This is a genomic window from Ralstonia sp. 25C, from assembly GCF_051904805.1.
GTDB lineage: Bacteria > Pseudomonadota > Gammaproteobacteria > Burkholderiales > Burkholderiaceae > Ralstonia.
The window spans coordinates 270,280-285,800 of record NZ_CP196737.1 but is presented as its reverse complement, the minus strand read 5'-3'; the positions used below and the strand labels follow the sequence as shown (position 1 = coordinate 285,800).

At 64.9% G+C, this 15,521-nt stretch carries 9 protein-coding genes; 6 read left to right on the top strand and 3 right to left on the bottom strand.

Features of this window, described 5'->3' with window-relative positions; translation table 11 throughout:
• Positions 1-37: 37 nt before the first annotated feature.
• The 5 genes from smc (at position 38) to ACS7SF_RS01220 (ending at position 9,006) form a co-directional block, all read left to right on the top strand.
• Positions 38-3,553 (top strand): chromosome segregation protein SMC, encoded by a 3,516-nt coding sequence (gene smc / locus ACS7SF_RS01240; protein ID WP_439891328.1) that lies wholly within the window; start codon positions 38-40, stop codon positions 3,551-3,553.
• Positions 3,554-4,798 carry a cell division protein ZipA C-terminal FtsZ-binding domain-containing protein gene (locus ACS7SF_RS01235; protein WP_439891327.1) on the top strand — a complete coding sequence of 415 codons (1,245 nt, stop codon included), beginning with the start codon at positions 3,554-3,556 and terminating at the stop codon, positions 4,796-4,798. It abuts the gene before it with no gap.
• Positions 4,799-4,817: 19 nt separating this feature from the next.
• Positions 4,818-7,241 carry an NAD-dependent DNA ligase LigA gene (ligA, locus tag ACS7SF_RS01230; protein WP_439891326.1) on the top strand — a complete coding sequence of 808 codons (2,424 nt, stop codon included), beginning with the start codon at positions 4,818-4,820 and terminating at the stop codon, positions 7,239-7,241.
• 13 nt (positions 7,242-7,254) lie between these two features.
• The gene (def, locus tag ACS7SF_RS01225) at positions 7,255-7,788 is read left to right on the top strand and encodes a peptide deformylase (RefSeq protein WP_439891325.1); all 534 of its coding nucleotides are present in this window, start codon (positions 7,255-7,257) and stop codon (positions 7,786-7,788) included.
• A gap of 90 nt (positions 7,789-7,878) precedes the next feature.
• Complete coding sequence (locus tag ACS7SF_RS01220) at positions 7,879-9,006, top strand: alpha/beta fold hydrolase (RefSeq protein WP_439891324.1); 1,128 nt, start codon at positions 7,879-7,881, stop codon at positions 9,004-9,006.
• A 74-nt stretch (positions 9,007-9,080) separates the two neighbouring features.
• Here the strand turns inward: ACS7SF_RS01220 and ACS7SF_RS01215 are convergent, their stop codons facing one another.
• The 3 genes from ACS7SF_RS01215 to map all read right to left on the bottom strand — a co-directional run bounded on the left by ACS7SF_RS01215 (position 9,081) and on the right by map (position 14,453).
• Positions 9,081-10,913, bottom strand: coding sequence for a pseudouridine synthase (locus tag ACS7SF_RS01215; RefSeq protein WP_439891323.1), 1,833 nt, complete (start codon positions 10,911-10,913; stop codon positions 9,081-9,083).
• Between the two features lie 25 nt (positions 10,914-10,938).
• Complete coding sequence (locus ACS7SF_RS01210; RefSeq protein WP_439891322.1) at positions 10,939-13,533, bottom strand: [protein-PII] uridylyltransferase; 2,595 nt, start codon at positions 13,531-13,533, stop codon at positions 10,939-10,941.
• Positions 13,534-13,628: 95 nt separating this feature from the next.
• Entirely contained in the window at positions 13,629-14,453 is an 825-nt protein-coding gene (map, locus tag ACS7SF_RS01205; RefSeq protein WP_426398713.1) for a type I methionyl aminopeptidase, read from the bottom strand.
• A gap of 317 nt (positions 14,454-14,770) precedes the next feature.
• Between map and rpsB the strand changes: the two genes are divergently transcribed.
• Positions 14,771-15,514 carry a 30S ribosomal protein S2 gene (gene rpsB, locus ACS7SF_RS01200; protein ID WP_439891321.1) on the top strand — a complete coding sequence of 248 codons (744 nt, stop codon included), beginning with the start codon at positions 14,771-14,773 and terminating at the stop codon, positions 15,512-15,514.
• Positions 15,515-15,521 lie beyond the last annotated feature (7 nt).

The following is a 15,521-nucleotide window of genomic DNA, read 5'->3' as shown; positions in this document are numbered from 1 at the left end:
TTATCCCCTTTGCTGAACCCTTCGAGACGAACTCAACGTGCGCCTCTCTTCGATCAAGCTCGCAGGCTTCAAGTCTTTCGTCGATCCGACCAATTTCCACGTTCCGGGCCAGCTCGTCGGCATCGTCGGCCCGAACGGTTGCGGTAAATCCAACATCATCGACGCCGTGCGCTGGGTGCTCGGCGAATCACGCGCCGCCGAACTGCGCGGCGAATCGATGCAGGACGTCATCTTCAACGGCTCCACCCAGCGCAAGCCGGCCGGCCGGGCCAGCGTCGAACTCGTGTTCGACAACGCCGAAGGCCGCGCCGCCGGCCAGTGGAGCCAGTACGCCGAAGTGGCGGTCAAGCGCGTCCTGAGCCGCGACGGTACGTCGTCGTACTTCATCAATAACCAGGCGGTGCGTCGCCGCGACATCCAGGACATCTTCCTCGGCACGGGCCTTGGGCCGCGCGCCTACGCCATCATCGGGCAGGGGATGATCTCGCGCATCATCGAGGCCAAGCCCGATGACATGCGCATCTTCCTGGAAGAAGCCGCAGGCGTATCCAAATACAAGGAACGCCGCCGCGAAACCGAAAACCGCCTGTCTGACACGCGCGAGAACCTCACGCGCGTTGAAGACATCCTGCGCGAGCTCGGTACCAACCTCGAAAAGCTCGAGGGCCAGGCCGAAGTCGCGCAGCGCTTCCAGGCCCTGCAGGCCGACGGCGAAGAGAAACAGCACCTGCTGTGGCTGCTGCGCAAGCGCGAGGCGCAAGGCGAGCAGGAACGCCACCAGCGGGCGATTTCGCAAGCGCAGATCGACCTCGAAGCGCAAACCGCGCAGCTTCGCCACATCGAGGCCGAGCTGGAAACGATGCGCGCGGCGCACTATGCGTCGTCTGACGCGATGCATGCCGCGCAAGGCGCGCTGTATGAGGCCAACGCCGAAGTCAGCCGCCTGGAAGCCGAGATCCGCTACGTGGTGGAGTCTCGCAACCGCATCCAGCAGCAGATCGCCACGCTGACCGCGCAGCAAGACCAATGGCACACGCAGGGCGAACAGGCGCAAGAGGATCTCGCTGCAGCCGAGGAAGAGCTCGCCATGGCCGAGGAGCGTGCTGCCCAGGCCGCAGAAGAGGTCGCCCGCAAGTCGGACGAACTGCCGGCCATGGAAGCGCAATGGCGCGATGCGCAGACGGCGTTGAATGACCAGCGTGCCGCGATCCTGCAATCGGAACAGGCGCTCAAGCTGGAAGCCGCACACCAGCGCAATGCCGATCAGGCGCTGCAGCAACTGGATCAGCGCCGCGAGCGTCTGTCGCAGGAATCCAGCGGTCTCGACAAGCCAGACGAGGTGCAGCTCGAGACGCTGCGCGCTGAACTGGCCGAGCAGGAAGAGATCCTGGCCGAAGCGCAGGCCGCGCTGGAAGACGCCGAGACCCTAGTGCCGCAACTCGACGAAGCCCGCCGCGCCGCGCAGGGCCGCGTGCAATCGGAAGCGGCCGCCATCGCCAGCCTGGAAGCCCGACTTGCCGCGCTCAAGCAGTTGCAGGAGAACGTGCAGACCGACGGCAAGGTCCAGCCGTGGCTTGCCAAGCATGAATTGAGCGAACTGCCGCGCTTCTGGAAGAAGCTGCAGATCGAGCAGGGCTGGGAGCCGGCGCTGGAGTCGGTGCTGCGCGAGAAGCTCGGCGCGCTGGAAGTCTCCAACCTCGATTGGATCAAGGCGTTTGCTGCCGATGCGCCGCCCGCCAAGCTGGCGTTTTATGCACCGCCGCCGGCCGCGCGTCCGGTCGATGCACCCGCTGGGTTGCGTCCGCTGATGTCGCTGCTACAAGTGACGGAGCCGGGCATTCGCGCGGTGCTGCAAGACTGGCTGGCCGACGTTTACATCGCCGACGACATGCAGGCTGCGCTCAACGCGCGCCAGACGCTGCCGGAAGGCGGCACGTTTGTCGTCAAGGCGGGGCACTTGATCGGGCGATCGTCGGTGCAGTTGTACGCGCCCGATTCCGAGCAGGCCGGCATGCTGGCCCGCGCGCAGGAAATCGAGAACCTGCAGAAGCAGGTTCGCGCGCAGATGCTGCTGTCTGACGAAGCCAAGAGCGACGCCGTACGTGCTGAAGCGGCCTACACCCAGGCCAGCCAGACGCTCACCATGGTGCGCGCCCGCGCCGAACAAGCCACGCGCCGCGTACACGTGCTGCAGATGGACGTGCTCAAGCTGTCGCAGGCGATGGAGCGCTACAAGGCGCGCAGCGGCCAGATCGACAGCGAGCTGGAAGAGATCCGCGCGCAGATCGAAGAGCAACGCGCTATCCGTGCCGAATCCGAAGCGTCCTTCGAACAGCACGATGCGGCACTCGCCGATATGCAGGCGCGCTTTGAAGACAACCAGCAGGCATTCGAAGCGCTGGAAGCCCGCCTGGGCGACGCCCGCAACGCACTGCGCGATCTGGAGCGCGGCGCGCAGGAGGCGCACTTTGCCGAGCGCAACCTGGGTAACCGCATTGCCGAGTTGAAGCGCAACATCCAGGTGGCGAGCGACCAGGCACAGCAGATCGTTCTGACGCTGGAAAATGCCCGCGCCGAACTTGAAACCATCAACGAGCAGACCGCGCACACGGGCCTGCAGGAAGCGCTGGAGCGCCGTGCCGAGAAGGAAGAAAAGCTCGGCGCAGCGCGCATTGAACTGGATGCGCTGACGGCCCAGTTGCGTGCCTTCGATGAGCAGCGCCTGACTGCCGAACGTGCCCAGCAACCGCTGCGTGATCGCATCACCGAACTGCAGTTGAAGGAACAGGCCGCGCGCCTGAACCAGGAGCAGTTCTCCGAGCAGCTTGCCACTGCCAACGTGGACGAAGCCGCGCTGGCCGAACGCCTGACCGGCGATCTGAAGCCTTCGTATCTGCAAGGCGAAGTCACGCGCATCAACAACGCTATCAACGCGCTCGGCCCCGTCAACATGGCCGCGTTGGACGAGTTGGCCGCGGCGCGCGAACGCAAGGGCTTCCTCGATGCGCAGTCGGCCGACTTGAACGACGCCATCACCACGCTGGAAGACGCGATCCACAAGATCGACCAGGAAACGCGCTCGCTGCTGCAAGGCACGTTCGACCAGGTCAACTACCACTTTGGTGAACTGTTCCCGACGTTGTTCGGCGGCGGCCAGGCCAAGCTGATCATGACTGGCGAAGAGATTCTTGACGCGGGCGTGCAGGTGATGGCGCAGCCGCCGGGCAAGAAGAACTCGACCATTCACCTGCTGTCAGGCGGCGAGAAAGCGCTGACCGCGATTGCGCTGGTGTTCGCGATGTTCCAGTTGAACCCGGCCCCGTTCTGCTTGCTCGACGAGGTGGACGCGCCGCTGGACGACGCCAATACCGAGCGCTACGCCAATATGGTCAAGCGCATGTCCGACAAGACCCAATTCGTTTTTATTTCTCACAACAAGATTGCGATGGAAATGGCGCAACAGCTCATCGGTGTGACCATGCAGGAGCAGGGCGTGTCCCGGATCGTGGCGGTGGATATGGATGCCGCACTGACCATGGCGGAGGCAGCCTAAATGCAGCTCGGACAGGACAACAACCTGGTGATGGCGCTGTTGGGCGCCGGCGTGGTCTTCGTGCTGGTGATCGTGGTTTACAACCAATGGCAGATCCGCAAGGCGCGTCGCCCCGAGGCGTACAACCCGCACATCGACGAGGCGCCGCGCCGCGATCATGCGGAAGGCGGCTGGACCGAACGCGCTGAACCCGCACTCGGTGGCGAGCCCGAGGATGTGCGTCGCGTTGAGCCGCGCTTTGAACCCGGCTTCTCGCCGAAGCCGAATGCCCCCGCTACGGGCAGCGCCGAAACCGAAGCCGGCGTGATCGGTGCCGAACTGGCGCCGTCCGGCGAAGAGACCGTGCTCGAAGCCGCCGACACCGACGTGGCAGAAGCCGCTGCAGAGCCCGCACCGGGCTCGCTGGAGCCGGCCATCGGCGTGATCGATCCGCTGATCGACTGCATCGTCCCGCTGCACCCGGAGCGCGAAGTGTCGGGTGACCGGTTGCTGCCGGCGATGACCAAGCTGCGTCGCGCGGGCACCAAGCAGATCCACGTGGAAGGCCTGAACCCTGCCGCCAATGCGTGGGAAGCGATCCGCGCCGGCCAGCGTTACCTGGATGTGCAGGTAGCCGTGCAGCTGGCCAACCGCTCGGGCCCGTTGAATGCGCTGGAGTTCTCGGAGTTCATCAGCGCCATCGATCCGCTGTCGGAAGCCGCCGATGCCGTGCCCGAACTGCCGGACATGAACGAGACGATTGCCAATGCGCGCGAACTGGATGCCTTTGCCGCCGAATGCGACGTCCAACTGGGTGTGAGCGTGATCTCCGATGGCGCGCCGTGGTCGGCTGCGTATGTGCAGACAGTGGCCACACAAGATGGCCTCGTGCTGTCGCGCGATGGCACGCGTTTCACGCGCTTCCACGCCGGCGCGGATGGCGTGCAGCGCGCGCTGTTCACGCTGCAGTTTGGCGACACCAACTTCCTGCGCGACGACCTGACCGTCAAGGCCGGCCGCCAGATCACACTGCTGCTCGATGTGCCGCTGGCCGAAGAAGCCACCAAGCCGTTCAAGCTCGTCTGCGAATACGCCTACACGCTGTCGCAGCGCATGGGCGCGCAGGTGGTGGACGACAATCTGCGCCCGCTGACGGAGCAATCGTTCGTCGCCATCCAGAAGCATCTGCGGGTGCTGTACGACAAGCTCGAATCGCGCGGCATTCCGGCCGGTTCCAGCACGGCGGTGCGCCTGTTCAGCCACTGACGCGACTCCCCAATTTCCCATGAGCAAGACTGCTGAACCCGCGTTCGGTGCCACGCCCGAGACGCGGGCAGCGTGGTTGCGTGCCGCGCTGAACCGCTACGCCCACGAGTACTACGTGCTCGACCAGCCCAGCGTGCCCGATGCGGAATACGACCGGCTCTACCGTGAGCTGGAAGCGCTGGAAGCCGAACACCCCCAACTGAAGACGCCCGATTCGCCCACGCATCGCGTGGGTGGGGCGATCCTGCCCGAGTTCGCGCCGGTCAGGCACGTGGTGCCGATGCTGTCGATTCGCACCGAGACCGACACCACGCCCAATGGCGCACGCGCGTTTGATGCAAGCGTGCGTCGCGAATTGGGTCTCGATGATTCCGACCCGGCCGTCGAATACGCTGCCGAACTGAAGTTCGATGGCCTCGCCATCAACCTGCGCTACGAGGGCGGCTACCTGGTGCAGGCCGCCACGCGCGGCGACGGCACCACCGGCGAAGACGTCACGCAGAACATCCGCACCATCCGCCAGATTCCGTTGGGGCTTTCGCCGGTCAACGGTGAGGTGCCCGATGTGCTGGAGGTTCGCGGCGAGGTCTACATGCGCCGCGACGATTTCGAAAAGCTCAATGCGCGCCAGCGCGAGCGCGGCGACAAGACCTTCGTCAACCCGCGCAATACGGCCGCCGGTGCTGTCCGCCAGCTTGACCCCAAGATGGCCGCGGAACGCCCGCTGTCGTTTTTCGCCTATGGCTTGGGCGAGGTGGTGGGCTGGAAGCGGATGCCTGACACCCATTCCGGCATGTTGGATGCGCTGCAGGATTTCGGCTTTCCGGTCAGCAAGGAGCGCGCAGCGGTGAAGGGCGGTGACGGCCTGGTTGAGTTTCACGCTGCCATCGGCGCCAAGCGCGATAGCTTGCCGTTCGACATCGACGGCGTCGTCTACAAGGTCAATTCGCTGGCTTTGCAGCGTGAGTTGGGTTTCCGCACGCGAGAGCCACGCTGGGCGGTTGCGCACAAGTATCCGGCGCAGGAAGCGTTGACCACCGTCGAAGCCATCGACGTGCAGGTGGGCCGTACGGGCGCCATCACGCCCGTGGCGCGGCTGGTGCCGGTGTTTGTTGGCGGCGTGACGGTCACCAACGCGACGCTGCATAACGAAGACGAAGTCCGCCGCAAAGACGTGCGCGTGGGCGATACCGTGATCGTGCGCCGTGCCGGTGACGTGATCCCCGAGGTGGTGAGCGTGGTGCTGGAGCGCCGCCCGATGGTGGAACAGCCCGGCCGCGATCTCTTCCACGCCGAGCAGGTGCCCGCGCATGGCCCGTACCTGCTGCCGAAGACGTGCCCGGTCTGCGGTTCGCACGTGGTGCGCGAAGAGGGCGAGGCGGTGGCGCGGTGCTCCGGCGGCCTGTTCTGCTCGGCGCAGCGCAAGGAGGCGATCCGCCACTTTGCCGGCCGCCGCATGATGGACATCGAAGGCCTGGGCGAGCGCTATATCGACAACCTGGTCGAGCTGGATTACGTGCACGGCATTGCCGACCTGTACAAGCTCACGCTCGACGATTTCCTGGAAATGAAGCGTCGCGCCGATGAGCGCGATGGCGTCACCCCGGAGACGGTCGCGGCTGGCAAGATCGCCACCAAGTGGGCCGAAAACCTGCTCGACGGTATCCACGCGAGCAAGACGCCGCCGCTGGCGCGCTTCCTGTTTGCGCTGGGCATCCGGCACGTGGGTGAATCGACTGCCAAGACGTTGGCCGACTGGCTGGGTAGCCTGGCAGTTATCCGTCGTGCACCGGCGCCGTTGCTGCTGGCGCTGCCCGATGTCGGGGCCATCGTCGCCGAGGCCATCGCCGATTTCTTTGCCGAGCCGAAGAACCAGCAGGCGCTGGACGCGCTGCTCGAAGCCGGCGTTGTGCCGCAGGGCGAGCACGCGCCGAATGCCAAGTTGCGCGAAAAGCTGGAGCCCGCCGAGTTGTATGCCACGCTGGGCGTGCCCAAGCTGACGGCCACGCGCGCCAAACAACTGGCCGTGGTGGCGCCCACGCTGAACCAACTGGCGAGCGTGCAGAGCGAACAACTGGCCGGTCTACCCGCAGACGTATCGGCATCGCTGCTCGAATGGCTGGATGCGCACGACCACCGCGCGCAGCTTGCCAAACTCGATGCCCTGCGCGAGGAACTGCTCGCCGCCATGCCCGCTGAAGCGGCGGAAGAAGGTGTGCTGTCTGGCAAGACCGTCGTGCTGACGGGCACGCTGCCCACGCTGACACGCGACGAGGCCAAAGCGATGCTGGAGGCAGCGGGCGCCAAGGTGTCCGGTTCGGTCTCGAAAAAAACCGACTACGTCGTCGCTGGCGAAGAGGCCGGCAGCAAGCTCGCCAAGGCAGAAGAGCTGGGCGTGAAGGTTCTGGACGAAGCGGGTATGCTCGCGCTGTTACAAAAATAGCCAGGAGACGGGCGTGATCCGAAACATTCTGAAGATGGGCGACAGCCGCCTGTTGCGCGTGACCAAACGGGTAGAACGCTTCAATACGCCCGAACTGACCGCGTTGATCGAAGACCTGTTCGACACCATGGATGCCGCACGCGGCGCCGGCCTGGCCGCTCCGCAGATCGGCGTGGACCTGCAGGTGGTGATCTTCGGGTTCGATCGCAACGAGCGCTATCCGGATGCGCCGGCTGTGCCCAAGACGGTGCTGATCAACCCCACCATCGAGCCGCTTTCCGACGACATGGAAGAGGGCTGGGAGGGTTGCCTGTCGGTGCCTGGCCTGCGGGGCGTGGTGCCGCGCTATACGCGCTTGCGCTACACCGGTTTCGATCAGCACGGCCACGCCATCGACCGCATTGCCGAGGGCTTCCATGCCCGCGTTGTGCAGCATGAGTGCGACCACCTGCAAGGCGTGCTGTACCCCATGCGCGTGAAAGACTTCACCCGTTTCGGCTTTACCGAAGTGCTGTTCCCGGAATTGCCCGCCAACTACGACGACTGATCGTCGAAGCCACCACAACAAGCGGGAGCGCTGCACTCGCGGGGGCGGGTGGGCGCCGGGTTGGCGTATTTCACCTCCCACGGAGACGATATGAAGCGCGATGGTTTGACGGGCTGGCGCCGGCTGGCTTTGGGTGTGGCAATGACAGCGATGCTCGGGTTGGCTGCGTGCGCGGGCCAGCAAACGCCGGACACAGCGGCCACGAGCACGGTCGCTGAGAAGCCCCAAGGCTCTGCCTGGCAACGCGTGCATCTGGGCAGCGATGCCGCCTACGATTTCCCCGTCTATGCCAACCATCCGCTTGATGGCGACCTGACGCACATCCGCGAGGTCGTGTTCGTGCAGCACGGTCTGCAGCGCAACGGCAACGACTACTACGCCGCCGGCGCCGATCTGCTCAAGGCCAGCGGACGCAATCCGGATGAGGTCCTGCTCATCGCCCCGAACTTCCCCGGCACGCCCGATGAAGGCAAGGGCTTTGACGGCATGCCGGTGTGGTCGGTCGATGGCTGGATTGGTGGCTTCAACGCGACCAACCCGCCTTATACCGGGCTGAGTTCGCTCAAGGTGCTCGACGATCTGCTGGCCTACGTGACCGACCCGGCGCGCGCGCCTAACGTCAAGCGTGTCACCGTGGCCGGCCACTCAGGCGGCGGGCAGATCGTGCAGCGCTACGCGGTGCTCAACAACGTGGACGAGGTCATCCGCAAGCGTGGCATTGACCTGAACTACGTGGTTGCCAATCCCTCGTCGTATCTCTACTTCACGCCCGAACGCCCGAATGGGCCGCAGGGCAAGGGCTTCGCACGCTACAGCACAGAGGTTTGCCCGGACTACGATCACTACAAGTACGGCATGGTCGATATGGTTCCATATGCCGTGGGCAAGAGCGGCAAGCAACTGTTCAGCCGCTACGCGCAGCGCCACGTGACCTACCTGGTGGGCACGGACGACAACGACCCGAACCACCGCGTGCTCGACAAACTCTGCGGTGCCGAGGCCGAAGGCCCGACGCGTCTGGATCGCGCGCGCAACTACTGGCGCTACGAGCACCATCTGGCGGGCCGCAAGCGCGTCAACCACCATGCGCACGAGGTGGTGGGCGTGGGGCATGATCAGGCGAAGATGTTCGGCTCGCGATGCGGCGCGCAGGCGGTGTTCGGCATGCCGGCGTCGTCCAACACCACAGGGGCAGCCTGCCAGGCGCCGCGCCTTTGAGGCTAGTTTGCGGACGTAAAAAAACCGGTCAGCGTGCAATACGCTGACCGGTTTTTCTTTGGCGGCGGCCGAACTCAGAACTTCTCGAACGGACCCAGGAAACGCCACTGCCCAACCGGCAGGTCACCCAGCACGATACTGCCCATGCGGATGCGCTTGAGGCCCACCACGTCAAGCCCCACCTGTTCACACATGCGGCGGATCTGACGTTTCTTGCCCTCGCGCAGCACGAAGCGCAGTTGCTCCTCGTTCTGCCAGCTCACCTTCGCGGGCTTCAGTTCCTCGCCGTCGAGCGACAGGCCAAAGCGCAGCTTTTCGAGCAGTTCTTCCGGGAACACCTTGGAGATGTCGTGCTCGACCCGGCCTTCCGGCGAGTCCCACACCACGCGCACCAGGTATTCCTTCTCCACCGTCGAATCCTCGCCGATCAGGTGGCGCGCCACGCGGCCGTCCTGTGTCAACACCAGCAGGCCGGTGGAATCGATGTCCAGGCGGCCAGCCGGCGCCAGGGCCTTGCGCTGCCACGGCGCAAAGCGCTTTCGCGTCGGGTCGCCTTCCCATTGGTTTTCCGGCACGAACAGCGCCGCAGCCGGCTGATAGCCGTCTTCCGCTTGCCCAGACACATAGCCGACAGGCTTGTGCAGTAGCACGGTCACACGCTCGCCTTGCTCTGAGCGCGCGGCTTGGTGAATCTCGATGATGGCATCCGGACGCACACGCGAGCCCAGCTCGGTAACGGGCTCGCCATCCACGATCACCCAACCGCGCGGAATCCACTCATCGGCCTCGCGGCGCGAGCACAGCCCCAACTCCGACATGCGCTTGGACAAGCGAACCAGGCCAGTCGATTCTGCTTCCGGCGCTGGGCGCGGAGCGCGCTCTTCAGCCTGACGCGGTGCACGTTCCTCGCGCTCGGGGCGCGGCGGACGGGGCGGACGATCTTCAAAGCGGCGTGGCGGGCGATCGTTGTCAAAGCGACGCGGTGCACGGTCGTCGCCATAGCGACGGGGGCGTTGCTCATCGTCGAATCGGCGCGGAGGGCGCTGATCGTCGCTGTAACGGCGTGGTGGGCGTTGCTCGTCATCAAAGCGACGGGGCGGACGCTGGTCATCACCGTACCGACGCGGGGGACGGTCCTCATCGAAACGGCGCGGCGGCCGTTGGTCACCATCACGACGCGGGCCGCGTTGGTCGTCGCCATCACGGCGCGGCGGACGGTCTTCGAAGCGACGCGGCGGGCGTTCGTCATCGAAACGCCGGGGTGGCCGTTGTTCGTCGTTGAACCGGCGCGGCGGACGCTCATCGCCATCACGACGCGGCGGACGGTCTTCGAACCGCCGCGGCGGGCGTTCGTCATCGAAACGGCGAGGCGGTCGCTGCTCGTCGTTGAACCTGCGCGGCGGACGCTCATCGTCAAACCGGCGCGGCGGACGGTCTTCAAAGCGACGTGGCGGACGTTCGTCATCGAAACGGCGAGGCGGTCGTTGCTCGTCGTTGAACCTGCGCGGCGGGCGCTCATCGTCAGAGCGGCGCGGCGGGCGATCCTCGAATCGACGCGGCGGACGTTCGTCCTCGAATCGACGCGGTGGGCGGTCGCCTTGCATGCGGCGCGGCTTGGCATCCCGCGGCGGCTGACCGTCGTTATCGCGGCGGGGCTGGCGCGGCGGCTTCCCTGTGCCTTCTTCCGGCTGGGGGCGGCGTTGCGAAGGACGCAACGGCAGGCGGTCGCGGTTCAGGTCGGACGCGCGCAGGGGCTTGCCGGTGGAACGCACGGTGTTGCCCTCGTCATCGCGGCGCACGCCGAGTGTGGCGCGCTTGCCCGGGCGGGTGGCGCGTTGGTTCGGGTCAGCGCGGCGCTTGTCGCTGTCGTCCGGATTGCCCGGAAAATCGTCGGAATCGGTAGTCATGAATCAAGACCGGTAAGGCTGGCGCTCAAATGGCGAGCGCATCCAGCAACTCGCTTTCCAGCGCGAGTTGCAGTTTGTTGTCCTGGGTCAGGCGTGTGCCGTCGACCAGGAAGATGTCTTCCACACGCTCGCCGAGCGTGTTGATGCGTGCGGTGTGCACCGATACGCGATGGTGCGCGAGCACACGGGCAATGGCGTACAGCAGGCCGGTGCGGTCCGTGGCGGAGATCGATAGCAGGTAGTACTGGCCGCGCTCGTCGGGGCGCAGGTCCACGCGCGGCTTGATCGGGAAGCTGCGCGACTGGCGCGAGATGCGTCCACGCGGCGGTTCGGGCAGGGCGGTCTCGCGCGAAATCTGCTCGGCGAGTTCGTGCTCGACCAGCGTGATGATGTCGCGGTAGCGGCCGGGCTCCACCAGCCCGGTACCCGGGTCGGCCACCTGGAAGGTGTCGAGCGCGTAGCCGTGCTTGGTGGTGTGGATCTTGGCGTCGAGAATGGTCAGGCTCTTGCGCTCGAAGTATCCGCAGATGCGTGCGAAGAGGTCCGGCCGGTCCGGCGAATACACCGCCACCTGCAGCCCTTCGCCCACCGGCGAAATGCGCGCCCGCACGATGGGGGCGTCGGTGTTGACGCGGTTATAGAAGTGTCGCGTGAACCAAGCAATGTCGCTCGCGCCATGGCGAATGAACACGCCCACGTCGAGCTGCTTCCACAGGGCTTCGTACGAGGCGTCGTCCAGCGTGGCCAGGCGCAGCAGCGCACGCGCCTTCTCCTTGCGCCCCTCCAGCACGGCGTGCGGGTCGGTAGTAGCACCGCCCAGGGCGCGCAACGTCATGCGGTACAGGTCTTCCAGCAGCTTGCCCTTCCAGGCGTTCCACACCTTGGGACTGGTACCGCGAATGTCGGCCACGGTCAGCAGATACAGCGCCGTCAGGCGCCGTTCGCTGCCGACCAACTCCGCAAAATTGCGGATGACATCCGGGTCGCCCACATCCTGTTTCTGCGCGACCTGGCTCATCGTCAGGTGGTGCTCGACCAGCCAGACGACGAGGTCGGCGTCTTCCTTGGCGATGCCGTGTTCCTTGCAGAAGCGGCGCGCGTCGGACATGCCCAGCACGGAGTGGTCTCCGCCGCGGCCCTTGGCGATGTCATGGAACAGCGCAGCCACAGTCAGCACCCACGGCTTGTCGAAGTTCGCCATCAACTGGCTGCAGAACGGAAACTCGTGCGTGTGTTCGACGATGGCGAAGCGGCGGATATTGCGCACCACCATCAAAATGTGCTGGTCGACCGTGTAGACGTGAAACAGGTCGTGCTGCATCTGGCCGACGATGCGGCGGAAGTTGACCAAGTAGCGGCCCAGCACGCTGGTCTGGTTCATCAGCCGCAGCGCGTGCGTGATGCCCTGTGGCTGCTGCAGGATCGACAGGAACAGCGCCCGATTGGCTGGGTCCTGACGCCACTTGGCGTCCATCAGCGTACGGGCGTTGTAGAGTGCGCGCAGCGTACTGGCCGACAGCCCCTTGATGCCGCGCGTCTGCTCATACAGCAGGAAGGTTTCGAGAATCGCCGAGGGCTCGCGCTGGTACAGGTCGGGGTCGGCAATCTCGAGCATGCCTTGCCGCTCGACAAAGCGCTCGTTGATCTTTCGCGTGATGCCCAACTCGGTCGGGAACAGCCGCGCCTCGATGTTCTGCAGCACCACGGTGTTGAGCTGCGTCACCGCCTTGGCCGCCCAGTAGTAGCGGCGCATGATCTGCTCGCTCGCCCGCTTGGCGGTGGTGGGGCGGTAGCCGAAGGCCTCGGCCAGCTGCGTCTGCAGGTCGAAGACGAGCACGTCCTGGCGACGCCCCGCCAACAGATGCAGGCGCGCGCGAATGGTCTTGAGCAGGCGCTCGTTGCTGGCCAGCTCCTGCGCTTCGCGGCGTGTCAGCAGCCCGCTGACGAGCAATTCGTTCCAACTTGAGCCGAAGCCCGCCGCCTGCGTCATCCACAGAATCACCTGCAGGTCGCGCAGGCCGCCGGGGCTTTCCTTGCAATTCGGCTCGAGCGAGTAGGGCGTGTCCTGATACTTCGCGTGCCGTTGACGCATTTCCAGCAGCTTGGACTGGAAGAAGTCCGCCGCGTCGAGATGGCCCTGATAGTGCGTCTCGAACGTGCGGTAGAGGCCCTCGTCACCGGTGAGCGGGCGCGCTTCCAGCAGAGATGTGCGCACCGTGACGTCCTGCTCGGCTTCCTTGATGCACTCGTCGACCGTGCGCACCGACGAGCCGATGTCCAGCCCCATGTCCCAGCAGCGGCCGATGAAGGCTTCCAGGCGCGCCTGAAGGGCGTCGGGTGCCTCGTCAGCGGTTTGCGGCAGGAGCAGCAGGATATCGACGTCGGAATAGGGGAACAGCTCACCACGCCCATAGCCGCCCACGGCAATCAGCGCGCAGTCTGCCGGCATCTGCTCGTCCTGCCAGAGCTGGACAAGCGCGCGATCCACTGCCCGCGCCAGCTTGGTCACCAACTGATGCGCATTGGCATGCTGGTCAAACTGCGCGAACAGGTGGGCACGCTCGGCCTTCAAGGCATCGCGTGGGGAGATTTCGGCGGGGACGGCGGCAGCGGTGTGCATGAATGGAGCGTGAATGAAACAGCGACCGGCGCGGAAGTCCGGTCGCTGCAAAGATTGGCCGGGCGCGGCCGCTGCGGCGCGCCCGCGGCGTTCGATCAGGCCGTGGCGGGGGTGCCTTCGCGCACGAACTCCGGCGGCGGAGGCGTCAGCGCCGACACGGTCAGCACTTCATAGCCGGTTTCCGTCACCAGGATCGTGTGTTCCCACTGCGCCGACAGGCTGCGATCGCGCGTCTTGACCGTCCACTGGTCGGGCATTGTGCGGATGTCACGCTTGCCGGCGTTGATCATCGGCTCGATCGTGAAGATCATGCCTGCCTTGAGCTCCATGCCGGTACCCGGGCGACCGTAATGCAGGATCTGCGGATCTTCGTGGAAGACCTTGCCGATGCCGTGGCCGCAATATTCACGCACCACGCTATAGCCTGCGCCTTCTGCATGCTGCTGGATCACGTGGCCGATGTCGCCCAAACGTGCGCCCGGACGCACCGCGGCGATGCCTTTCCACATGCACTCGAACGTCACCTGCGTCAGGCGCTTGGCCAGAATTGAGCCCTCGCCGACGATGAAGGTACGGCTGGTGTCGCCGTAATAGCCTTCCTTGGTGATGACGGTGATGTCCAGGTTGACGATGTCGCCGTTCTTCAGTGCCTTGTCGCCCGGAATGCCATGGCAGATCACTTCGTTGACCGATGTGCAGATCGAGGCGGGGAAGGGCGGGTAGCCCGGCGGCGCGTAATTGAGCGGCGCTGGCACGGTGCCCTGCACATCACGCATATAGGCGTGGCACAGCTGGTCGAGCTTGCCGGTGGTCACGCCTGGCTTCACAAACGGCGTGATGTAATCCAGGACTTCGGACGCAAGCCGGCAGGCCACGCGCATCTGCGCAATGTCTTCGGCGGTGTGAATGGTAACGGCCATGCTGTGACGTTCTCTGCACGCAAGCGCGCAAGGCGTTGCGTTGTGGCTAAAGCATGAATTATCGCACCAAAGCGACCCGGCCGGGGCTCTCGGGCGCCGGGTGTGGGTCTTGCCGATGCAGGCAGACAATCTGCCGAAGGTCTTGAGTTGATTGGGTTTTTGCCGCTATAATCGCTGGCTAAGCACTTGCTGGCCGTGTGGCTGGCAGCGCTTGAAATCGCGAGCCGCTTCACCGCGGGTGCCTTTCGTGTCAGATGCGGTATCGCATGCGAGGGGTGTCTGGGGCGGCTTCAGACCTAACCCGACTGGAGAATTTCATGTCCGTGACCATGCGCGAAATGCTGGAAGCCGGTGTCCACTTTGGCCACCAAACCCGCTTCTGGAACCCCAAGATGGCCCCCTTCATTTTCGGCCATCGCAACAAGATTCACATCATCAACCTGGAAAAGACGCTGCCGATGTACCAGGACGCACTGAAGTATGTGCGCCAACTGGCAGCCAACCGGGGCACCATCCTGTTCGTCGGCACGAAGCGCCAATCGCGTGAGATCCTAGCTGAAGAAGCCGCTCGCGCAGGCATGCCGTTCGTCGACAGCCGCTGGCTCGGCGGCATGCTGACCAACTTCAAGACGGTCAAGACCTCGATCAAGCGCCTCAAGGACATGGAAGTCGCCAAGGAAGCCGGCGCGACCGAGACCATGAGCAAGAAGGAAGCGCTGATGTTCGAGCGCGAAATGGACAAGCTGACCAAGTCCATCGGCGGTATCAAGGACATGGGCGGCATTCCGGACGCCATCTTCGTGGTGGACGTTGGCTACCACAAGATTGCCGTGACCGAAGCTGCCAAGCTGGGCATTCCGGTGATCGGCGTGGTTGATACGAACCACTCGCCGGAAGGCATCGACTACGTCATCCCGGGTAACGACGACTCGAGCAAGGCTGTTGCACTGTACGTGCGCGGCGTGGCCGACGCGATCCTGGAAGGCCGTGCTAACGCGGTTCAGGAAGTTGTGGAAGCCGCTCGCGGCGGCGACGACTTCGTCGAAGTCCAAGAAGGCTAAATCACAA

What these genes read in the sequence shown, in the direction of transcription:
- ACS7SF_RS01235 (WP_439891327.1), top strand. Translation starts at nt 3,554, where the DNA reads ATGCAGCTCGGACAGGACAACAACCTGGTGATGGCGCTGTTGGGCGCC.
- ligA (WP_439891326.1), top strand. Translation starts at nt 4,818, where the DNA reads ATGAGCAAGACTGCTGAACCCGCGTTCGGTGCCACGCCCGAGACGCGG.
- ACS7SF_RS01220 (WP_439891324.1), top strand. Translation starts at nt 7,879, where the DNA reads ATGAAGCGCGATGGTTTGACGGGCTGGCGCCGGCTGGCTTTGGGTGTG.
- ACS7SF_RS01215 (WP_439891323.1), bottom strand. Translation starts at nt 10,913, where the DNA reads ATGACTACCGATTCCGACGATTTTCCGGGCAATCCGGACGACAGCGAC.
- ACS7SF_RS01210 (WP_439891322.1), bottom strand. Translation starts at nt 13,533, where the DNA reads ATGCACACCGCTGCCGCCGTCCCCGCCGAAATCTCCCCACGCGATGCC.
- map (WP_426398713.1), bottom strand. Translation starts at nt 14,453, where the DNA reads ATGGCCGTTACCATTCACACCGCCGAAGACATTGCGCAGATGCGCGTG.
- rpsB (WP_439891321.1), top strand. Translation starts at nt 14,771, where the DNA reads ATGTCCGTGACCATGCGCGAAATGCTGGAAGCCGGTGTCCACTTTGGC.